This is a genomic window from Mucilaginibacter sp. P5_A4 (assembly GCF_056400605.1).
The window spans coordinates 23,582-44,742 of record NZ_JBFUKX010000033.1 but is presented as its reverse complement, the minus strand read 5'-3'; the positions used below and the strand labels follow the sequence as shown (position 1 = coordinate 44,742).

18 protein-coding genes are annotated in these 21,161 nt (G+C 42.5%); 8 read left to right on the top strand and 10 right to left on the bottom strand.

The features are described 5' to 3' along the window. Nucleotides 1-8: 8 nt before the first annotated feature. The 6 genes from AC1DQW_RS18405 to AC1DQW_RS18380 all read left to right on the top strand — a co-directional run bounded on the left by AC1DQW_RS18405 (nt 9) and on the right by AC1DQW_RS18380 (nt 7,108). Complete coding sequence (locus AC1DQW_RS18405) at nt 9-1,574, top strand: RagB/SusD family nutrient uptake outer membrane protein (protein WP_477455416.1); 1,566 nt, start codon at nt 9-11, stop codon at nt 1,572-1,574. Between the two features lie 46 nt (nt 1,575-1,620). After that, nucleotides 1,621-3,267 (top strand): glycoside hydrolase, encoded by a 1,647-nt coding sequence (locus AC1DQW_RS18400; protein WP_477455415.1) that lies wholly within the window; start codon nt 1,621-1,623, stop codon nt 3,265-3,267. 9 nt (nt 3,268-3,276) lie between these two features. Further along, nucleotides 3,277-6,021 carry a sugar-binding domain-containing protein gene (locus AC1DQW_RS18395; protein WP_477455414.1) on the top strand — a complete coding sequence of 915 codons (2,745 nt, stop codon included), beginning with the start codon at nt 3,277-3,279 and terminating at the stop codon, nt 6,019-6,021. A 19-nt stretch (nt 6,022-6,040) separates the two neighbouring features. Continuing rightward, complete coding sequence (locus AC1DQW_RS18390) at nt 6,041-6,172, top strand: helix-turn-helix domain-containing protein (protein ID WP_477455413.1); 132 nt, start codon at nt 6,041-6,043, stop codon at nt 6,170-6,172. A 64-nt stretch (nt 6,173-6,236) separates the two neighbouring features. Further along, entirely contained in the window at nt 6,237-6,794 is a 558-nt protein-coding gene (locus tag AC1DQW_RS18385) for a DapH/DapD/GlmU-related protein (RefSeq protein WP_477455412.1), read from the top strand. A gap of 62 nt (nt 6,795-6,856) precedes the next feature. Beyond that, entirely contained in the window at nt 6,857-7,108 is a 252-nt protein-coding gene (locus tag AC1DQW_RS18380) for a hypothetical protein (protein ID WP_477455411.1), read from the top strand. 251 nt (nt 7,109-7,359) lie between these two features. Here the strand turns inward: AC1DQW_RS18380 and AC1DQW_RS18375 are convergent, their stop codons facing one another. The 10 genes from AC1DQW_RS18375 to AC1DQW_RS18330 all read right to left on the bottom strand — a co-directional run bounded on the left by AC1DQW_RS18375 (nt 7,360) and on the right by AC1DQW_RS18330 (nt 18,557). Beyond that, the gene (locus tag AC1DQW_RS18375; RefSeq protein WP_477455410.1) at nt 7,360-7,800 is read right to left on the bottom strand and encodes a DUF2147 domain-containing protein; all 441 of its coding nucleotides are present in this window, start codon (nt 7,798-7,800) and stop codon (nt 7,360-7,362) included. Between the two features lie 123 nt (nt 7,801-7,923). Next, on the bottom strand, nt 7,924-8,925 hold the full coding sequence (locus tag AC1DQW_RS18370; protein ID WP_477455409.1) for an NADP-dependent oxidoreductase: 1,002 nt from the start codon (nt 8,923-8,925) through the stop codon (nt 7,924-7,926). 43 nt (nt 8,926-8,968) lie between these two features. Beyond that, the gene (locus tag AC1DQW_RS18365) at nt 8,969-9,925 is read right to left on the bottom strand and encodes an NADP-dependent oxidoreductase (protein WP_477455408.1); all 957 of its coding nucleotides are present in this window, start codon (nt 9,923-9,925) and stop codon (nt 8,969-8,971) included. After that, on the bottom strand, nt 9,922-10,695 hold the full coding sequence (locus AC1DQW_RS18360; protein ID WP_477455407.1) for an SDR family oxidoreductase: 774 nt from the start codon (nt 10,693-10,695) through the stop codon (nt 9,922-9,924). Before AC1DQW_RS18360 ends, AC1DQW_RS18365 begins: the two co-directional genes overlap by 4 nt. Nucleotides 10,696-10,718: 23 nt before the next feature. Next, a complete protein-coding gene (locus AC1DQW_RS18355) occupies nt 10,719-11,531 on the bottom strand; it encodes an SDR family NAD(P)-dependent oxidoreductase (protein ID WP_477455406.1) in 813 nt (270 codons plus the stop codon). Between the two features lie 140 nt (nt 11,532-11,671). Then, complete coding sequence (locus AC1DQW_RS18350; protein ID WP_477455405.1) at nt 11,672-12,262, bottom strand: TetR/AcrR family transcriptional regulator; 591 nt, start codon at nt 12,260-12,262, stop codon at nt 11,672-11,674. A gap of 173 nt (nt 12,263-12,435) precedes the next feature. Further along, nucleotides 12,436-13,017 carry a TetR/AcrR family transcriptional regulator gene (locus AC1DQW_RS18345; RefSeq protein WP_477455404.1) on the bottom strand — a complete coding sequence of 194 codons (582 nt, stop codon included), beginning with the start codon at nt 13,015-13,017 and terminating at the stop codon, nt 12,436-12,438. Between the two features lie 58 nt (nt 13,018-13,075). Beyond that, complete coding sequence (locus AC1DQW_RS18340) at nt 13,076-14,368, bottom strand: TolC family protein (protein WP_477455403.1); 1,293 nt, start codon at nt 14,366-14,368, stop codon at nt 13,076-13,078. Nucleotides 14,369-14,378: 10 nt separating this feature from the next. Next, nucleotides 14,379-17,486: an efflux RND transporter permease subunit gene (locus AC1DQW_RS18335; RefSeq protein WP_477455402.1), complete on the bottom strand. Its 3,108-nt coding sequence runs from the start codon at nt 17,484-17,486 to the stop codon at nt 14,379-14,381. Nucleotides 17,487-17,495: 9 nt separating this feature from the next. Further along, on the bottom strand, nt 17,496-18,557 hold the full coding sequence (locus AC1DQW_RS18330) for an efflux RND transporter periplasmic adaptor subunit (protein ID WP_477455401.1): 1,062 nt from the start codon (nt 18,555-18,557) through the stop codon (nt 17,496-17,498). Between the two features lie 291 nt (nt 18,558-18,848). Between AC1DQW_RS18330 and AC1DQW_RS18325 the strand changes: the two genes are divergently transcribed. Next, the gene (locus tag AC1DQW_RS18325) at nt 18,849-19,439 is read left to right on the top strand and encodes a TetR/AcrR family transcriptional regulator (protein WP_477455400.1); all 591 of its coding nucleotides are present in this window, start codon (nt 18,849-18,851) and stop codon (nt 19,437-19,439) included. Between the two features lie 683 nt (nt 19,440-20,122). Beyond that, nucleotides 20,123-21,106 carry a helix-turn-helix domain-containing protein gene (locus AC1DQW_RS18320; RefSeq protein ID WP_477455399.1) on the top strand — a complete coding sequence of 328 codons (984 nt, stop codon included), beginning with the start codon at nt 20,123-20,125 and terminating at the stop codon, nt 21,104-21,106. Nucleotides 21,107-21,161 lie beyond the last annotated feature (55 nt).

Sequence of the window (21,161 nt, the reverse complement as noted above, 5' to 3'; positions counted from 1 at the left end):
AAAACAAAATGAAACGTTTAAAATATACAATGCTGATATTGGCTGTGGCCGCTATCACAAGCTGCAAAAAAAGTTTCCTCGAGCAAGAACCTTACGGGAACTCTATTCAGTCGGGCACTTATTACAACACGGTAGACGAAGCCACTGGAGCTGCACTTGCCAGTTACAAATACATTGATTTTGATGACTGGTGGCAAACACAATGGTGGAAGCAGGTTGGCGGCGAAGCCGCTTCAGATAACGAGTGGATAGGTATTAATGGCGGCCAGGGTACAGCCGTGCAAGCTGCTCATTACACGCTTAACCCCGAGAATGACAGGGTAGAGGCACATTGGATAGAACTATACAAAAGTATTTACCTTTTCAATGCTACCATGGAAGGCCTGCAGAACGCGAAAATTGATGACGGAACAAAACAAAAGCTGATTGCAGAGCTAAAATTTCTGCGCGCTTTTCAATATTTCGAGCTTGTAAGAAACTGGGGAGATGTGCCTTTGATTACCAAAACGCTTTCGCCTCAGCAAAACGATTACAAAAGAACAAGTGCCGCAGAAGTTTATAGTTTTCTCAAACAGGATCTGAATAGTGCTATTGGCATTCTTCCTTCAAAATCTCAATACAGTACCACGAACAAATTCCGGGTATCAAAGGGAGCTGCACAGGCCTTGCTTGCCAAAATTGATTTGTATACCGAAAATTGGAGCGAGGCACAGAGTTTAAGCGGGCAGATTATTGCATCGGGAGACTATACGCTGGAAACCTCTTATGGTAATATATGGCAGACTACAAATTATAATGGTAAAGAATCAATATTTGAAATCCAGTACCAGTATTCGATCCAGTATCCTAATTTAGGTAATGTTTTTCCGACCACATCAATGCCTGGAACAGAAGGTGGATGGGGCTATTTTACCCCTACCAGCGACCTGGAGAATGCATTTAAGGCGCAGGGTGATAGCGTTAGGCTGAACTGGACAATCATTCGTCACCATTTCCCCGTGATCGGTGATCCCGCAAATACTTCATTTAATGCCAATCCGTCACAATGCAAATCGGCCCGTTACAATCGCAAGGTTTATATACCCAGATCGGAACGCACACCAAACGGGAGGTTTTCAAAAGACCATATTTACCTGAGGCTCGCGGATGTATACCTGATGAACGCCGAAGCAGCAGCCATGCAGCAACAAAGTCAGCAGGCCTTGCAATCTTTAAAAGCAGTTAGAGACAGGGTGGGCCTATCTACAAACATGAACCTCAGCGGGTGGGATCTTATCAATGCGGTTCGTACTGAACGCAGACTTGAACTTGCGCTTGAAGGAGATAGGTTATATGATATCAGGAGGTGGAAAGATCAAACCGGTCAGCCGGTGATCAATAGTATCATGGGGCCTAATGGAAGTTTTGTTAAATACAATACGCAGCAAAGCAAAGATCCTTACGAAACTACCAATCTAAACGAACCTCAGAATAAAGGCGCAGGTTTTGTTGCCGGAAAACACAATCTTTGGCCAATACCTTCCAAAGAAATTATTGCCTCACAGGGAAGAATTACACAAAATTCCGGTTATTAGTTTATCGAAATGCCGTCTGCGTAAGCAGGCGGCTTATTCATACAAAATGAAGCAACACATACGTTTTAGCCTTATTTCGCTCAGCCTCCTGCTCTTTACTGCTTCATTTGGATGCAGCAAAAAAACAGTGATGGCGGAAGCGGACAATCATTGCTATGCAAATGGCGTAGATACCTGTAATAAGGCCGAAGTAAAAATTACTATTAACCTCCAGGATGAAAAACAAACCATCAGCAGTTTTGGTGCCTCCGATTGCTGGACAACAAAATTTGTGGGTAAATGGGCTAATTCTACTAAAAAGAACCTGATTGCTGACTATCTTTTCAGCATGGACAATGATGCGAATGGCAATCCTAAAGGTATCGGGCTATCGCTCTGGCGTTTTAATATAGGGGCTGGAAGCTTTGAGCAGGGTGCTGCCTGCGGCATTCCTGATGAATACCGGCGTGAAGAGTGTTTTTTAAATACAGACGGCACCTACGACTGGACAAAGCAGGCAGGGCAGCAATGGTTTCTTGCGGCAGCCAAAGCCCGGGGTGTTCAAAGTTTTCTGGGGTTTTCCGTTTCGCCGCCAGTACAGTTTACTATAAACAACAAAGCATTTGGGTTGGCAAACAGCCAGCTAAATTTAAAAGCGGATAAGCAGGGAGCATTTGCCGATTTTCTTGTTGCTGTTGCAAACCACTTTCAAAGTATCGGTACTCCATTCAATTTTGTCAGTCCTTTTAATGAGCCGCAATGGAACTGGGGTGAAAAACCAAGCCAGGAAGGTACCGGTGCAACCAACAATGACATAGCACAGTTTATCCGTATTTTGGGGCCTAAATTCCAGTCGGCCGGTGTATCTGCAAAGATCGCCCTTGGTGAGGCAAATCAATGGAATTCCCTGGATGCAAATAATAGTGATAACCGCGGCGATCAGATCAATCAGTTCTTCAATGCCACTTCATCTAACTATATTGGTGATGTTCCTGCTTTAGCAAACTTGCTTTCTGCACATAGCTATTTTACTACCTGCCCTGCCAATGATCTTGTGAATTATCGGCAGAATGTGGTAAATAAGCGTAATAGTATAGCCCCTTCGCTTACGTTATGGCAAACGGAATTCGGGATTCTGGGAGATATTTGCGGGCAGGCAAATGGTTACCCCCGAAACCTGAGTATTGACTACGGATTGTATGTTGCCAAGGTTGTCCACAGTGATCTTACTATAGCAAACGTAAGCTCATGGCAGTGGTGGCTGGCAGTTGATACTTATAATTATAGTGATGGGCTGGTTTATATAAATGATCCTGCCGGCGGTTATGACCTGAACGCCATGAAAAGCGACGGTATTGTTACAGATTCCAAGCAACTTTGGTGCCTGGGTAATTTTTCACGATTTATCAGGCCGGGAATGATCAGGGTAGGTGCAGCTATCGGTGATATCACTGATCCTGTTGTTGCAGCCGGTTCTCAAATGGTTTCTGCTTATAAAAATCCTGCGACCAAACAGTTTGTTATTGTGATCATCAATACCAGTGGCAGCGAAAAAAAATATTCACTTGATACGAATGCTATCAAGCTCGCTAATGCAAATATTGATGTTTTTATAACAAGCGCTTCCAAAAATTTGCAGAAATCAACCGTCACTACAAATAAGCTTACATTGGAGGGGCGGTCAGTGACTACTTTAACAGGAACTTATCAATAATAACGAAGAATGAATTTTTCCATGAGGAAACCATTGGTTTTATTTGCTATGCTATTTTGGGGTGTAACGGCTTTTGCACAAATCAGGCGGCTGCCTGTTTCCGGTACCTGGCACTTTAAATTAGACTCACTTGATAAAGGGCTTTCCGAAAAATGGTACTTACAGGAATTGTCTGGGAAAATTACTTTACCGGGAACACTGGATGATGCTGGTATCGGTAAACCTGTACAGGTAGATACCTTGACACTTAACAAACCGGTAATGGTGCACCTGTCCAGGAAGCATGAGTATGCCGGTGCGGTTTGGTACCAGCGTACTATCTCGATTCCGCATGCTATGACGGCAGCCCGCCTGATGCTGGAACGCGTGATTTGGAAAACCGATTGCTGGATAGATGGTCGCCAGGTTGGAGCTCAGGAAAGTTTGATTGCTCCACAATTTTTTGATTTCGGGCCGCTCAAAGCAGGAGTGCATCAAATTACCTTAAGGGTGGATAACAGGAAACAACATGATATTAGTGTCAGCGACTTTGCCCATGCCTATACCGATGGTACACAAATCATCTGGAATGGCGTAATCGGAAAAATGGAACTCGTTGACCGGCTGCCTTTAACGATTGATAATGTACAGGTATTCCCCAGTCTGCAATCCAGCTCTGTAGAAGCAAATATCAAATTTGTACCCGGGGGGGCAGACAAGGAGAGCTTTGTAAGGGTAAGAATATTACGAGGGTCGCACGTTGTTGGGGATACACAGAATATCATGATTACGGGCGATAGCTCATGGCATGCAAAGCTAAACATCAAAGTAAAGGATGCCCGGAGCTGGGATGAATTTAATCCCAGGCTTTATCACCTTAAAATAGATGTGATCAACAAATCAGGCGAAGTAGTTGACAGCAGAACAGGGCGGTTTGGTTTCCGTGATGTATCTTCAGCAAAAGGCCAATTCCGGATCAACGGCAGGCCGCTGTTTTTAAGGGGAACGCTGGAATGTAACATATTTCCGCTGGAAGGTCATCCGCCGATGAACGACGCGGGGTGGTTGAAGGTATTTAAAACCGCAAAGCAATATGGCCTCAACCATATTCGGTTTCACTCCTGGTGTCCCCCTGAAGCAGCTTTTAAAGTGGCGGACTCTATTGGATTTTACCTGCATGTGGAGCTGCCCTTATGGAGCCTCACGGTTGGAAAAGATCCCGGAACTTTATCTTACCTTAAGGAAGAAGCCACCCGGATAATACAAAATTACGGGAATCATCCTTCGTTTTGTTTCTGGAGTATGGGTAATGAACTTGAAGGCGATTTTAGCTGGCTTCAGAGTTTAGTAAAGGAATTGAAAGCTAAGGATAGCAGGCGTCTTTATACAACAACGACTTTCAGTTTCCAAAATGGGCACGGTAAGTATCCGGAGCCGACAGACGACTATTTTATAACCCAGTATACTGACAAGGGCTGGGTACGCGGGCAGGGGATTTTCAATACAAATGTACCTGATTTTAAAACGGACTACAGCAAAGCTGTAGAAGGAATACCGGTACCGCTGGTGATTCATGAAGTTGGTCAATATTCTGTCTATCCAGACCTGGATGAAATTCATAAATATAAAGGAGTGCTGGAACCTATGAATTTTAAGGCCATCCGCAATGATCTTCGGAATAAAGGGATGCTTAATCTCGCCGGTGCTTATTTAAAGGCGAGTGGGAGGTTATCCGCAGATCTTTACAAAGAAGAAATTGAACGGGCTCTCAAAACATCGGGAGTAGGCGGTTTTCAGTTACTTGATCTGCATGATTTTCCCGGCCAGGGAACTGCGCTTGTGGGTTTGTTGAATGCTTTCTGGGATAGCAAAGGGATTATCACACCAGAAGAGTTCCGACGGTTTTGCGGGCCTGTAGTTCCGTTGCTTAGATTCGAAAAGGCCACTTACACCAATAACGAGACATTTTCAGCTTCGGCAGAAATGGCGAATTTTTCTGATAAAACTATAACGGATGAACTTGTCTGGTCGATAACAGATAAAAACAAAAAAATACTGTTTAGCGGAAAGTTAAATAAAAAGTCAATCCCGGTTGGTAATGGATATCAGGTTGGTAAGTTCAGCATTAATCTTAATTCAATAACCCATGCCCAACAGCTGGATATAACGTTAAGTCTCGCTCATTCTACTATCAGCAATCACTGGAAGATATGGGTTTATCCATCAGCACTACCCAAAGTGCCAAAAAACGTGATCTTTACAACGTCAGCAGATAGTGCTTTGAGTTGGTTAAAAAAAGGGGCGAATGTTGTCCTGAACCCCGATACAGCGGCAATAAAAGGTGTTAACGGCCGCTTTGCACCGGTTTTCTGGAGTCCTGTCCATTTTCCTGATCAGCCCGGTACCATGGGGCTGCTGATCAACCCGGCCCATCCTGCCCTTGCTGATTTTCCTACTGCTTTTTACAGTGACTGGCAATGGTGGGATCTTGTAACAAATTCAAAAACGATGATAACTGATATGCTTCCTTTTCAGGCTCATCCAATAGTGCGTGTTATAGATAATTTTTTTAAAAACAGGAATATGGCGGATATCTTGGAATTCAAAGTAGATGGCGGGAAGCTTATTATTTGCGCAATGGATATACATCATAACCTGGCGGAGCGGCCGGTGGCCCGACAGCTTAAATATAGCTTGATGAACTATGCCGGTAGTAAGGATTTTGCACCAAATGAAAACCTTAGCAGTACGGATTTAAAGAAGTTTTTTAAATAGTGTTTAAGCGAAAACCCTCTTGCAACATACCGACTGGAATATTGCTGATATTGCTTATGCCCTTGGCTTTGAATACCCGAGCTACTTTAACAACTATTTTAAGCGTATAACAGGCACCAACCCATCGTCTCTGCGCGCTCAGGAAGTTTGAAATCCTTAATTATTGGTTTGATACTCATAAACAGTAATAGAAAGTGGTTTCTTACCTTTGACTTATGAAAGATATTTTCGAAAGACTGAAATCCGGAGAACTCATCAGGCTGGATGATCCGGAATTTTTCCGGGTAAATGAGGTGGTCAGCCGTACACTGGCTTTATCACCGGCCCTCAATGCGGCAACCAACGTAGATGAGGTAAGAACGAAACTTAGCGAGATTATTGGCACTGCGCTGGACGAGAGTACTACCATATTTACGCCATTGTACACCAATTTCGGTCGCTTTATAAACCTCGGCAAACATGTCTTCATCAATCACGCTTGTTCCTTCCTGGATATGGGCGGCATCACGTTAGAAGACCATGTACTCATAGGGCCGAAAGTGAATCTCATTACGGAGAATCATCCGCTTGACCCGGCAGACCGACGGGGAATGCTATGCAAACCCATTTTGATAAAACGAAATGCCTGGATCGGAGCGGGTGCAACCATTTTACCGGGTGTGATCATTGGCGAAAACGCAGTGGTTGCGGCTGGTGCAGTCGTTAGCAAAAATGTTCCGGATAACGTGGTTGTCGGCGGGGTCCCGGCAAAAGTGATCAGAACAATTTTTTAATAAGAAGAGACCTCAAATATTATAAAGTTAACAATTATCACTGCAATGTCCCTAATGATCCTATGGCTACCGTGATCCTGTTTGCCTGGCTGATGACCCTAGGAATTTGCCAGCGTACCGGCATCCACAGCGTCGAAACTAGCATCGTTAATCAGGCCGGAGACGCTCTCTTTAGCGTATTGATCGTCACCTGGCACCGCAATCGCGATCCGGTCTTCGGCACCTTCAGGTTTGCCACCATGTTCGAGGCTGTGCGCCAGCAGATTGTTGAACGCTTTGATAACCAGCCTACCCAGGGTTTCGGCAACCCATAAACTTTCTACCTGGCCATTCTTAAGTGATCTCACCATCCCGGAACGGATAATAATTAGAAGTATCGATCATGATCACCTTATCAAAAATGTTTGCGAAAAGATCTGATAATTCCGGGATTGCTACCGTGGGAACGGATACAATAACATCTGCGTTTGGTCTGTTCCTTATCCTTAGGGAATACTATCTAAGCAATTCTCCCATTCATTGTTAAACGCCACAAGAGCGCATTAAAATTATATTTTTAATTATATTACTTTGTCTTTTCCCAAACACTTGTCCTGCCAAATAGCGACACACCAACGTATCCCCTGATATTCAGTTTAGCATCTTTTAATTTCAAGGTGCTGCTGTATGTTTTACCGCTATAAGCATCATAGATCTGACCCCCATCCCAGGCCCCGTCATGATAAGTAAAATCGTAGAGCATGATCAGATCCTTGAGGTTACGTGCCCTTAATTTTTCATCTTTGTTTTTAACGTCTTTCCGGGAGGTTATTCCATCCGGTTCGTACATCGTTTTACCCCAGATCAGTTTGCCAAAATACCTGCTGCCTGATTTATAAACATCAATTTTAACGGTCTTATCTTCGCTCAGCCATACGCCTAAGATCTTATCGGCTTCGGGAGTTTGTGCAAAAGTTTTTGTTACTGCAAAAAAGCATAGCAACATTATCATCCTTAGTTTTTTCATATTTTAAATGGTTTCAAGGCATTGCTGCCCCCACAGAATAGTGCCAGGTATTAATGGCCATGCGCTACTCATGGGGCAAAACGTGAGGTTTATATTTCTATTTGAAATCCGTTTGTTTAAGCATTACTTCATTTTAACAACGACTTTTCCTTTGGCACGGCCGCTTTCAACATAGGCCATTGCTTCCTTGATCGATTCGAACGGGAAAACTTTATCTATCACCGGTGTTATTGCGCCAGTATTTATAAGAGCGGTAATTTCTTTTAACTGAGAACCGTTTGCTTTCATGAATAGAAAAGAAAAGCGCACATTAAGCTTTTTTGCTTTTCGCCTTACTCCAGAGCTCAAAAGGCGCATGATTAATTTCACAAACCAGGGAGCTCCGATTTGTGCCGCAAAGTCAGGATCAGGCGGGCCGGAGATCGAGATGAGTTTTCCACCTGGTTTCAAAACATTCAGCGATTTTTCGAGCGTCTTTCCGTCCTGGCTATTCAAAACCAGGTCGTAACCGTTCAGAACTTTCTCAAAGTCATCTTTCTTATAATCAATAACAACATCTGCACCAAGGCTTTTTACTAACGAGGTGTTGGTTGCACTCGTGGTTGTAGCCACCGTAGCGCCCTGGTATTTGGCCAGCTGAATGGCAAATGTGCCTACACCGCCGGAACCAGCCTGGATGAAAACTTTTTGCCCTTTCCTCAGGTCCCCTTTTTCAATCAGTGCCTGCCAGGCGGTCAGGCCCACCAAGGGGATGGATGCGGCTTCTTCCATGCTCAATTTCTTTGGCTTAAGCGCAATATCGGCTTCTTTAATAGCAATGAACTCGGCAAATGTGCCAATGTGATGATCCGCCGGCCGGGCGTAAACCTCGTCTCCAACTTTAAATTGTTGAACACGTGCCCCGACCTTAGTTACAACGCCAGCAACGTCATGGCCCAAAACGAATGGTGTTTTATATGGCAAAATAAGTTTAAATTCCCCGTTTCTGATTTTGGAATCCAGCAGGTTGATTGCAGCGGCATGTACTTCTATCAATACTTCATCCGGTTGTGGTACAGGGACGGGTATTTGCCCAATGCGCCCACCATCCTTGCTTTTATACTTGTCTATAATGAATGCTTTCATTTTTTAATTTGTTTATGATTTTTATCCTTTAGATCTGCTTTAGCTAAGACTTAATATTTACTACAATTTTGCCAACAGTCCTGCCTTTTTCTAAATACAAATGGGCCTCACCCATCTCCTCAAAAGAAAATGTTTTAGAAACGTGCGATTTCAATATTCCTTTTTCCATTAACTGTGCAATTTCCAACATATCAGTGCCTGATGATGCTACAAGTGCAAATGATAGGTCCACACTTTTTAATTTTGCTTTATCAATATCTTCGTTGGAAATATTCGATGATGAAATTGTAACAATAGTTCCGCCCGTTTTTGTTACATCAATTGCTTTGGAAATAATATCACCATCGGTAACTGTATTTAGCACAAAATCAGCTTCAGAAACTAACTCCGAAAAATTTTCTGTTACGTAATCTATGTGTTTATCTACGCCATTTTGTAAAACAAAGTCTTTGTTTTTTGCTGATGAAGTGCCATATACATAAGCTCCAAAGTGCTCGGCTATTTGTGTAGCATAGTGCCCTACACCACCGGAAGCACCGAGAATTAACACTTTGTCTCCTTTTTTAACGTTTCCTTTTTTTACTAAAGTTTGCCAGGCCGTAAGTGCAGCAAGAGTAGCTGATGCCGCTTCCTGGTAAGAAATATTGGCGGGCTTTAAAGTTAAATGTGCTGATGGAACTGCTACAAATTCTGCATAAGCATTTCCTTTGCCGGGGAAATTTGCCATTCCAAAAACTGCATCACCGATTTTGAAATTCGTCACGTTTTCTCCGATTTCAACTATTGTTCCCGACAAATCCCAACCTAAAATTACAGGTCGCTCTTCTCCAAAAAGCCAGGATAATGCACCACTGTTTGACCTTGCTTTATAGTCGACAGGATTGATACTTAATGAAATTATTTTTACCAGTACCTCATCACTTTTAATTGTTGGCTTTGAGATATCTATATATTTTAGATTATCAACATCGCCTGCTTCATTTAAAATTATTGCTTTCATTTTTTATTTTTTAAAAGTTCATTACTTTTTTTGGGATTAAGTATATTAAATGCAGCTTTCGGAAAAAACCTGTTAATCAAACTAAATAGTTTTGCATCGCCTACTTTTATAGTGTAATTGTCTTTTGATAAACCGTAAATAAGACCTTTTACCATTTTCTCCGGAGATATTTTTTTATCGTTTCTTTCTGCAGTCATCTCTGTTGCAACAAGTGGCGGGATCAGTTCAAATATTTTTACTTTACTCTCGATAATTTTTAAATGTTCACGTAATGATATAGTATAGAAGGCCAGTGCTGTTTTTGATGAAGAATAGGTAGCCTCAATTAGGGAAGGAGCCAGACTTAGTATTGAGGTAGTGTTGATTATCGCCCCTTCATTTCTGGATTTAAGCATCTCCAGAAAAAGATTATTCAGCCTTATTACACCCAGATAATTAACTTCCATTTCGTAGGCAGCACCTTCAAGATGTTTGTCATTTGCAAAACCCAGATTTGATGGTGGAACGAGCACAGCAGCATTATTGTACAAGATGTCAATACCGCCCAATTCTTTCACTTTATTGTAAAGAGCTTTTGCATCTGCTTCATTTCCGGCATCGCTTTGTATAGCAGTTAGAGCCGGATATGTTTTTTTGGCCGCATCCAGTTTCGCCTGGTTCCTGCCGGTGATGATCACACTGGCACCATTGGCTAAAAATTGTTTGGCTGCTTCCAGCCCGATACCTGATGCACCACCCGTGATCAATACCGTTTTTCCTTTTAATTGCATGATTTTAATTTTTGATGTTAATTCTATTTTGAAGCGTTAATAGATTTCAGAATGGATTTCTCGAAAACCTTATAGGCAAAATGCTGAAGCAGGAGTACAATTGATGATCCTTTTCCAACAGGGTAACTAAACTTTGGATTTGTTTCCTTCACTGTTCGCAGTAAAGTATCAATAACCGGTGTAGGTTCAGGGGCGTTATCAAATGACTTTTTGGTATAGGCGATCACCTTTTTCCGGAACGCATCATAGTCCCTGATCGTTCCTGTTGCAATAGTTGCACTTTCGCCGATATTGGTTTTAAAACTGATCGGCTCAACCATAACCACCTTGATGTTAAACTGGTTCAATTCAAACCGGAGCGACTTGAAATAACCTTCGAGGGCATGTTTGGAAGCCGCATAGTAGGCCACATTTGGAAGACTCAATAAGCCCAGCAGGGAACCGAGAGTGATTATTTTTCCATGTTTTTGCTTCCTGAAGTAGGGTAGCAGCTCGTTAGTTAATTTGATGGTTCCCCAAAAGTTGGTTTCAAACTGCTGCCTGCCTAACTCAATAGGGGTTTCCTCGGCAAGTCCGTTTACTAAGTAACCTGCGTTGTTGATCAGCACATCTAACTGTTTGATGTGACTAAACAGCTGCTTGCCAAAAGATGCTATGGAATTGTCATCATTTAAATCCAATGGCAGTACCTTAAATGGTAACTTTGCCTGGTGTTTTTCCGGATCCCGGCTTGTGCCGATTACCTGGTAGCCATTTTCGTGGAGCTTGTTGGCGACAAGCAGCCCGATGCCCGATGAGGCCCCTGTGACTAATACTGTTTTTCCTTTTAATTCCATGATTTTTTTATTTTAGACTTTTTAGTATATTTTGTTACGGCTTTATGTGTTTTATTAATTATTGCAATAAGTTAGGCTTGGCTTTTAAACGACGTTTAATATCAAAAAAAGACTTTTTAGTATATTTTACATCAAAAAAATCATATTGCATAACTTTCCAATTCCGCTTTCAGGCTCCTGAGCAAACCGGCCATTGGTTTTGCAGTATTCATCGCCCTGCACATAACAACAGCTCCTTCAACAGCAGCCACCGCTTTGAACGCATAAACGGCCGGATCAAGCTGGCCAGAAAATTCACCGTCGGCAATGCCTTGATTTAAAATGCTAACAAACAATTCCTGCCCGCGCCGAATGACTCCCTCAATTTTTTCTTTAATGGCCGGAAAATTATCATCAGATTCCACCGCAATATTAAATACAGGACATCCGCCTTTAAGGTAAGTATTCAAAGGATCTTTGTAAAAATCGAGAAAGGCAAATACTTTAGCCTTCGCTGTTTTACCCTTGCTGATAGTTAATAACATTTTTTCGCCGTTGGTATTCAGCATGAAATCAACAACCTGAAGTGCCAGATCTTCCTTGTTTTCAAAATGACCGTAAAGGCATCCTTTAGTCAGTTTTGCGGCAGCAAGCACGTCGTCTATATTAGCGCCGGATATCCCTTTCTGATTAAAAATAGGGGCTGCTGTTTCCAGGATAAATTGTTTTGTTCTTTCGGCTTTAGTAAGCATGTCAATAAATTTTACGATACAAAAATATACTAAAAAGTTTAATTGAAAATACTTTTTAGTATATTTTGTTCTTTATGATATGAAGATGACAGTAATTGCAATCCAGGAGATTAACCAAAATATCACATAGTGGTATGGGCTGCGTAGCAAAAATTTACAAAGAGACCGTTTGCTTACTTATTATAGTTCGAGAAGAGACGACGCCCCTCGTTAGTAATTATACCGTTGATAAATAGTTTGAGCGCTTCAAATATATCAGCCTGGGACTTTAAATGATTAAACAGGTAAAAGTCTGTTACCGATACGTAGATGCCGGCTGTGACCGGGACATCCAGGCCCGGCCGATAGATCCCCTTTGCAATGCCGTCTGATAAATTTGATTCAATGATCATCTTCAGGTAATTGCTTTTAAATTCATAAAGCGCTCTCAGCGCCCTGGGGTACCTTTTTAACATCAGCTCGTTAAAAAGGTACCGCAAGGCGATCAAATGTTTAAAAAGACCCTGTTGAAGAACCAACTCCTGTACAGGGTCATCAGAGGCATCGATATTTGAGCTGATGATACTTTTAGATTGCCCGATCAACTGCTCAACTACAGTTTCGACAAGGATTGCTTTATTGGCAAAAAATTGATAGACGGTTTTCTTTGACATGCCGGCTGCCTTCGCCAGTTCATCCATCGTTACACTGATTATACCATGATTGATAAAAAGCTCAATAGCATGATCGATCAGATGTTTTCTTTTATCTTCCATTTGGTTGCTTTAGTTGTTGCTTCTAACGCTTCAAGGATGCCTTTTTTAAAAGCCGGCTTCAGGGTTGATTTTCGGTTTTTGCGGTAACATAATTATATATGGCAGACCTCACATAAAAATCAGCAAATGCAGTAGCAACAGTGCTTGAAGCTTGCTGGTAAGCAGTCTGGGCATCCAGTACCTCAGAGATTGTAGCTAAACCGGCTTTGTAATTGTCCTGGTTAACCTTCAGGTTTTCGGTAGCCTGCTCCAGGTTATCCTTTGCATAGCTGATCTGTGTAAGCTGATCCTGCATATCATACCAATAACGTATAATGCCCACTCTCAGCTGGTTTTGCCCGTCCTGGAAATCGTTTTGGGCTATTTGCTCATTGATCTTTTGTTTCCGCATCTTTTGCTTGCCGCGGCCCCATAAACCGCCGGAGATAGGAATACTCAGAGTGACAAAGCTGGCGGGTGCAAAGTTACTCCCGATTCCGCTGTTGATCGACCCCGTCTGCGATGCACTTAAACCGACTGCCAGACTCGGCAGGTTGTCGCCGTTGGCTAACCGGGTCTGTAGCTTTTCACCGGCTATACGTTTGGTCAATAACTGATAATTAGCATTGCGAACCAGGTTGGTATCAGGCTGCAAGGCAGGCAATACCGGGGTGCTGTTTTTATTAAGTGTGTCCTGCATCACCATAAGTGAATCAAAGGCGATACCTGTATACATGGAAAAATCCAACTGGGCCACCCGGCGGCCGTTCTGCAGCTTGCTTTTATTAACCAGCAGCTGGCTAAGCTGAACTTTTACTTTCAGCAGGTCATTCCGGGCTATCAGACCGGATGCCAGCATATCTTTCTGCGTTTTTAGTACTGCGTTAAGCAATGCTTCATTGACCAGTATGGTTTTCTGCTGTTCCTGTATGTTTACCAGGTTCCAGTATTTCTGCTCGGTAAGTAATATCACAGAATCTGCTGATTGTTTTTTCCTGATCTGGCTAACCTGTAGCTGCAATGCCGCTAACTGGTTACCCGTTTTAATTTTGCCGCCGGCATAAAGGGATTCTGTACCGGTTACGCCAAACAGGTAAAAATTATTGATGCCTTTTTCTAATAATGGCGGCGCGGCCGATACGAAATCTTTAAACCCAAATAAACCCACCCCGGTTGCGCTAACTGATGGGAGATAATCTGACTTGGCTGCAGCTACATCAGTTTTGGCTGAGCTTATCCTCAGCTCGCCATTTTTTAATGCGTAACTGTAAGCAATGGCGGCCTGCTTACTTTCCTGCAGGGATATAATATGCTGCTGGGCGCCAGCCTGCAGGCATGTAAAAATAAATATTGAAATTAGGAGTGTTTTCATGATAATGAGCTTATGCGGTTACAGGTTCCGGTGTTTTGTTTGCCGGTATTTTTTGATCCTCCTTGCGGAAAAACAGCCAATACAGCGTTGGTAGCACGAATAAGGTCAGCAACATGGATAACAGCAACCCGAAACAGATCACCGTACCCAACGGTCCCCATAAAGATGACCTGCTGATCACCATCGGGATTACACCGACAGCCGCTGCCGAAGAGGTTAAAAAGATCGGCCGCATCCTGCGTTCTGCAGAAAGTTTTGCAGCTTCAAAAACAGATTTACCCTCATGTAATCGTAGTTCTTCTGCAAAGTCTATCAGGATGATACCATTACGCACTACAATTCCGCAAAGTGCCAGCAAACCAAGGAATGAGGTAAAGCCAAACGGGTAGCCCATGATCAGCAAGCCGGAAGAAGCGCCCAATAAGCTTAATGGCATAGTGGTAATGCTTAAGAGGGCATGTTTAAGGTGTTTAAAGTGCCATAATAAAATCAGGAATATAAATATGATACTTACACCAAGCGCGGTACCCATCGGGCCCTGGTTCTCTCCCTGCAATTCCAATTCGCCGCCATAACGCAATTCCACTCCTGCGGGAAGTTTTATTTTTTCGATGGCCGGTTGCAGGTCCATCAATACGGCATTTGCAACAGCTTCCTGGGTTACGTCCATACGTACCGTCAGCGTACGCACACTGTTTCTGCGGGCAATCTGGCCATCATTCCACTCCGGGTTTACGTCTGCTACCTGCCTTAGGGGTATTAGAGATTTTGTTTGCGGGGACACGATATTCAGGTCACGCAATGCCGATAGATCACTCCTGGAAGCTTTCGGCGATTTGATCTTTACATCTACCGCGTAATTGTTTTCCCAAACCTGTGTGGCCGTAATCCCTTCCGAATGCATAGCTACCGCATTGGCAATATCGCTCTTGCTTAATCCAAGCCGTGCCGCTTCCGCTGTTTTTACATCTATTTTAAGGGTTGGCTGTATCTCGTTATAATCTGTCCGGGCCCAGGTAACCTGTTTATGCGTTTTACCAATGGCTAAAACTTGGTTAGCTACCTGTTTTAAGGCTGGAATATCATTTCCACTGATCCTTACCTCGATAGGTGCCAGCGCGTTGATCATGTTTAATTGTTTCATCCGAACATAAGCTGCCGGAAACAGGTTACTGTATTTATGCTGATAGTCAACAATTACCTTTGCGGTTGCGTCTTCAGATACTGTTTTGATCAAGATCTGCGCATAATTTTTTGACGGAAGATTTGGCGCATATACCGAGTGGAAACGCGGTGAACTACTCCCGATAAAGCTGGTATAATTAAGAATACGTTTATCCTGCTTTAATATCTTTTCCATTCCCTTCACCACACTGTCTGTTTGCGAAAGCCTGTAGCCCGATGGCAGATAGATCTCCATTGCAAATTGGTTTCGCTCTACTTTAGGGAATAACTGCTGCGGCAATACACCCATAATGCCTATGCCGATCACTACCGACAGCACCGCAAAAAACACGGTTAACTTGTAGTGTTTCATAGAATTACCAATATGGCTATTAAAGAAATCCTGCAACCGGTCCAGGAAAGATCTTTTTTCATCCGCCTTATTATGCAGCAAGCCTTTTTTGATGAACAGCGTATTGAAAAATGGCACCACCATCATGGAGATTATCAGCGACAGTGTCAAAGCGATCATGATCGTTACCGGGAACAGGCGGATAAAATCTTTTGCCGTGCCGGTCATAAAAAATGCCAGCGGTACAAAGGTTGCTGATATGGCCAGCGTAGCAGTAAACACCGATGGAAACAATTCCTTGGCGCTGCTAATGGCGGCATCCCAAACAGACATGCCATGATCCAGCTTTTCTACGTGGTTATCAATTACCACAATAGGGTCGTCAACCACAATCCCCAGCACCACGATCAACGCGGCAAGCGTAACGGTATCCAGCTCTATGCCGGCCATATACATAATACCCAGCGTTGCGGCTATGGTAATCGGGATCGTTGCTGCAGCAACTGCGGCAACCCTAAAGGGCAGCAACAGCAATGCAACACACACCACGCCGATAAGCGCAAAAGCAAACTCTTTCATAAAGTGGCTGATCGAATCATCCACCACCTCCGGTTGATCGGCCAGTTTTACAAGTTGAATATCGGGCGGCAGGTGCTGCTTTACTTTTTCGATATGCTCTTCCAGTTCTTTACCAAACAGCACAATGTTTTTACCTGTGATCATTTCCAGCGATATCACGATGGATTTGGTACCGTTGGAGGTTACATAGCTGTCCGGCTCGTCATACTCACGTTTCAGGGTAGCTACATCACGAAGGCGTACCGAATTACCATTGGCATCCTGCCTGATGATCTGTTCAGCCAATTCGGCCTCTGTTTTATAGTAGGTGCTTAAATGAATGGGCTCATCTACCACCTTTCCTTCTACTTTACCGGTGGCATTAATTGCGCCTTCATTTTGCAGTACCTGCATCACATTATTAACAGATACCCCTTTTTGCAGCAGTTTATTATTATCTACATAAATGGTGATCTGTTCGTTAAGGTTCCCTGTATGGGATATCTTGGCAACATCCTGTACCTGCCTTAGTTCTGCCTCTATGTCTTCTACATTACGGAGCAGTTCTTTATAGGGCCGTGTCTTGGATTCTACTGCCATCAGCATGGCAGAGGTATTGCCGAAATCACTGTCGATATAAAACCCTTTAACCTCTTTAGGGAGCTGGCTTTGCAGTATTAGCATCCCGTTTTTAATCTTATTCCAAAACGCTTTGGTTTGGATGGCATTTTGGTTATCCGCTACCTCAACAAAGATGTACATCACGCCATCCCGCGAAAAGGAGTAAGTTTTTTTCTTGTTAACCTCGTTATTACTAAAAAGGTACTCCTCTACTTTTTTAGTCAGCTGCTCTTCTACCTGTTTGGATGAAGCGCCCGGGTATTGCCCCACAATAAGACCCTGCCTGATGGTGAAATCTGGAAATTCGTTTCGTGGCATATTGAAAAGCCCGGATAAACCAAGCAGTACGAGTATGGCCGAAAGCGCAAGCGGGAATACATGGTACTCCATTGCCCATTCAATTAAATTTGAGTTCTTTTTCATGATATGGGCTTATTTACTGACAATGACAGGGGTTTGATCGGCAAGTTTCTGGTAACCTGAGGTGATCACCTGCTCATTACCGGCAAGTCCGGTCTGGATGGCAATACCATTGCTGTAAAGCTGGCCGGTAGTTACGCCTTTCCGCACTGCCTTATGCGCTGCGTCCACTATATAGAGAAAGCTGGCTCCTTTTTCATCTACCTGAACGGATTGCACAGGAACAATAACTTCTTTAACATCATTAGAGGGGGCGACAGCACCGGCGTTTTTGTTAAACACCACTTTACAAAGCATGCCGGGCCTTAACTTCATATCATTATTAGCCAGTGATATTTTAAGGTTATAATTAGCGCTGCCACTAAGCGCTAAAACGCCAACTTCGGATACCTTGCCCTGCAAAGGCTGATCCCCTAACGCGTCGATTTTTATCGTAGCCGGGGTTCCTGCTTTATAGTGATTAATTTCACTCTCGGGCACCGCAACCAGCACCTTCACCGAACGGGTATCCAGCAGCTGCAAAACCGGCTGCCCGGGGTTGGCTACAGCCCCTGCTTCGGCTTTCTTTTCACCAATATACCCGCTTACCGGGGCATAAAGGTGTGTATGGGCTATGTTCTGATAAGTTGCGCGCGCGGCAGAGGTTGCCTGTTCATAATTTGACTTGGCTTCCAGCATTTTTATTTCGGAAATGCTACCTTTTTTAAATACATCGTTGATACGGATATAGTTTTCTTCGGCAAGTTTAACCTGCGCCAACTGCGCGTTATACTGGTTACGGTATACTGTTTCATCTACAGCGCCTACCAGTTGTCCTTTTTTAACGTAATCGCCGGTTAGTATCGGGAAGGACAGAATAGTTCCGGAAACCTGGAAGCTTAAATCGATTGTCTTTTCAGCTTCAAGCGTTCCATCGTAAACGATCCGGTCTGTGGTTGACATGGATTCCGCACTCAAATTGAATACGTTTACCGCTAACGTGTCCGGCCCGTTCTTTTGCTCTTTTTTGCCTGAGCAGCCGGAAATCCAGATAGCGGCCATCATCGCTGCTGCAAGTGTAAGTTTGGTTTTCATATAATTAAATTGAACATTATTTGTGTTTTTGTCGATTGTTATTTCGCTGTTTGTAAACCCCAAATCGCATCGCGCCGGGCTATAAAAAGGTAAAATATGAACTTATTACTTAATTTTTCTCCTCGTTATGGAAATATATTTGATTAAATAACTTGTTTAATATTTTCGACAATTATACGATATTTGTTTTTATGGTTTTTTAATAATTGTGTCATATTATTAATCTCGCATGATCTGGCAACTCATTATTGACAAAAAAGTCACCAACAAAATTTGTATTTTTGTCGAATCATGAAAGCAGATCAAAACGATAGCATTAGGGAAGAGATCATAACGGCAGCCGATACGGTATTTGAGCGTTACGGCTTTGTAAGGGTGTCAATGCAGGATATATCAAATGAATGCAAAAAAGGCCGAAGTACACTTTATCATTATTTTAAGAATAAAACAGAGGTACTTGATGCGTTATGTCACAAAATATTTTCCCGATGCCTGGAGGAAAGTAAAGCCACAATAAGCAAGCGACGTTCTTTTTCCGCCAATATAGAATCATATAACGAGGTAAAAATTAAACGCCTGCGTGAAATGGTTTTAAAATATAAGTTGATTATAGAAGACATGAGGCAAGACCCCTCGCTGCTGATCATGCAGTCGCGCATTATGTCTGAAGAAGAGATCCTGGCCGTGAAGCTCATGATCAGCTGGGCCATGGAGAATAAAGAAATAGCAGAACTAAACGAGGAAGACAGCCAGTTTTTGGCAGAGACCTTACAAACGGTTTTCAAGAGCTTTGATCAGGAAATCATTCTTTTCGGCAGGTTTCCGCAATTTGAAAGCAAAATAACCTGGCTGGCGCAGATAATGCATAAAGGCCTTATGTAATAAATAATTTATACTACAAGTGCACTGAGCATACAAGCTACAATTTGGCAGGCACAATGCTAAATGACCATTTTGAGTGCCTTTTAAAAGTATTAAGTTTTCAGCCCTATCAAATAAGGTTCTTATTAAACTGCAAAAACAATGTTTATAGAGCCTATAAGGATTAAGCAAGAAAGACTTAAGTCTGAAGAAACCGGACAAATTTAGAGGTAATTATATACCTGGTCACTACCTCTCCAATGAGTGCAATATACTGATTCACATGGAAGATATTGCACAAGAGTATTAACAATAGCTGGTCATGTGAAGTAAATGCCAGATACACGTATAAAGATGGTTTTCCCCTGTGGGCAAGGCAATGGCGCAAAAGTTATTTGACAGTCACCCAGGAGTACGATTTGAAATAGACTTACAAGATCAATCTCGATAACTTATCAGTTGGGCGAAACATCCGTAGTCTTTTAGCCGATTGATTGAGATTGAGCTAGGTTTGCCGTTAATTGATCAAGCGTGAAGAAAGGTGTGTATATTTGATTATCACAGCGTTATTTTTTTGTCTTTAAACTGACGGAATTGTGCCTTTAAGAGGGGGATGATATTCTAAATTATTAAAATGTAATACATTGACTTAAATTTTAAGAAACTTACATAACCTTAGATGTATTAACTAGTTACTTCTTGCAATGATTTTTGAATTTACAACAGCCCCGGGTTTTGACTTTATAACACTGTTCTCAAAACAGATCAATGTGCCTGTAAGGGATAATGTATTGGAAATCCCGAAGACACTTGGAGAAGGTTATGTACGTAAAGTTGGGTTTGGGGATGATTTTAAGTTAACGATCCATCGGTATGTATTGAAAGAAGATCTGATTGTTAAACGCAATCCTGCTGCAATAGCTAATGATGTCCGTACCATTTTCTTTTATAATGACAGGGAAGATCTTGAAGTTAAATATCATAATAAGACAAACATACCATGCTCACAAAAAAATGATTCTTCTATACTCCTGTCATCAAATGATTTGCGCACGGAAATCCGTTTTCCTGCCGGCAGCAACATTCAATATGTTGTAGTTGGCATCACTGCTAACAGACTACGCTCAGTGCTATCTATTGAAAAGCCTAATACTACAATAGAAACCATTACAGCGGAAAATGCGTCCTTTCTCTTTTTCGAAAGTTTGGATCCTGAAATGCAATTGCTGCTTAAAAATATTGTATCCGTCGACATGAATAACTCCCTGAATAATTTCTATGTACAAATTAAGGTACAGGAATTAATGTACTTGCTTTTTAGTAAGCTGTCGCTTAGGGAGAATACGACTTTTAAGAGTATAAATAGCAACGATGCAGAAAAACTTTTGGTCATTCGCAACGGAATATTGAGTGATTTGAGTACTCCGCCGGTTTTAAGTGAATTAGCTACAATCGCTTCGATGAGTGAAACGAAACTTAAGCAACTTTTTAAGCAAACATTTGGTGATGCAATCTATAATTATTATCAGAAGGCAAGGATGGAAGAAGCCGCTTTTCTGTTGAAACAGGCTAAGCATTCCGTTTCTGAGGTTGGTTATGAGTTGGGATTTTCAAACCTTAGCCACTTCAGCAGGTTATTTGAAAAGCAGTATGGCATTACGCCAAAGAAGTTCTCGTACACTGCATAGGTCTTCTTTCCTCCTCAACTTTAAACACCATTTGTCGGATAGGACTATTCTTCCG

What these genes read in the sequence shown, in the direction of transcription:
- AC1DQW_RS18370 (WP_477455409.1), bottom strand. Translation starts at nt 8,925, where the DNA reads ATGAAAGCATTCATTATAGACAAGTATAAAAGCAAGGATGGTGGGCGC.
- AC1DQW_RS18405 (WP_477455416.1), top strand. Translation starts at nt 9, where the DNA reads ATGAAACGTTTAAAATATACAATGCTGATATTGGCTGTGGCCGCTATC.
- AC1DQW_RS18325 (WP_477455400.1), top strand. Translation starts at nt 18,849, where the DNA reads ATGAAAGCAGATCAAAACGATAGCATTAGGGAAGAGATCATAACGGCA.
- AC1DQW_RS18330 (WP_477455401.1), bottom strand. Translation starts at nt 18,557, where the DNA reads ATGAAAACCAAACTTACACTTGCAGCAGCGATGATGGCCGCTATCTGG.
- AC1DQW_RS18395 (WP_477455414.1), top strand. Translation starts at nt 3,277, where the DNA reads ATGAATTTTTCCATGAGGAAACCATTGGTTTTATTTGCTATGCTATTT.
- AC1DQW_RS18350 (WP_477455405.1), bottom strand. Translation starts at nt 12,262, where the DNA reads ATGCTTACTAAAGCCGAAAGAACAAAACAATTTATCCTGGAAACAGCA.
- AC1DQW_RS18345 (WP_477455404.1), bottom strand. Translation starts at nt 13,017, where the DNA reads ATGGAAGATAAAAGAAAACATCTGATCGATCATGCTATTGAGCTTTTT.
- AC1DQW_RS18400 (WP_477455415.1), top strand. Translation starts at nt 1,621, where the DNA reads ATGAAGCAACACATACGTTTTAGCCTTATTTCGCTCAGCCTCCTGCTC.
- AC1DQW_RS18375 (WP_477455410.1), bottom strand. Translation starts at nt 7,800, where the DNA reads ATGAAAAAACTAAGGATGATAATGTTGCTATGCTTTTTTGCAGTAACA.
- AC1DQW_RS18365 (WP_477455408.1), bottom strand. Translation starts at nt 9,925, where the DNA reads ATGAAAGCAATAATTTTAAATGAAGCAGGCGATGTTGATAATCTAAAA.
- AC1DQW_RS18335 (WP_477455402.1), bottom strand. Translation starts at nt 17,486, where the DNA reads ATGAAAAAGAACTCAAATTTAATTGAATGGGCAATGGAGTACCATGTA.
- AC1DQW_RS18380 (WP_477455411.1), top strand. Translation starts at nt 6,857, where the DNA reads ATGGCTACCGTGATCCTGTTTGCCTGGCTGATGACCCTAGGAATTTGC.
- AC1DQW_RS18320 (WP_477455399.1), top strand. Translation starts at nt 20,123, where the DNA reads ATGATTTTTGAATTTACAACAGCCCCGGGTTTTGACTTTATAACACTG.
- AC1DQW_RS18385 (WP_477455412.1), top strand. Translation starts at nt 6,237, where the DNA reads ATGAAAGATATTTTCGAAAGACTGAAATCCGGAGAACTCATCAGGCTG.
- AC1DQW_RS18360 (WP_477455407.1), bottom strand. Translation starts at nt 10,695, where the DNA reads ATGCAATTAAAAGGAAAAACGGTATTGATCACGGGTGGTGCATCAGGT.
- AC1DQW_RS18355 (WP_477455406.1), bottom strand. Translation starts at nt 11,531, where the DNA reads ATGGAATTAAAAGGAAAAACAGTATTAGTCACAGGGGCCTCATCGGGC.
- AC1DQW_RS18340 (WP_477455403.1), bottom strand. Translation starts at nt 14,368, where the DNA reads ATGAAAACACTCCTAATTTCAATATTTATTTTTACATGCCTGCAGGCT.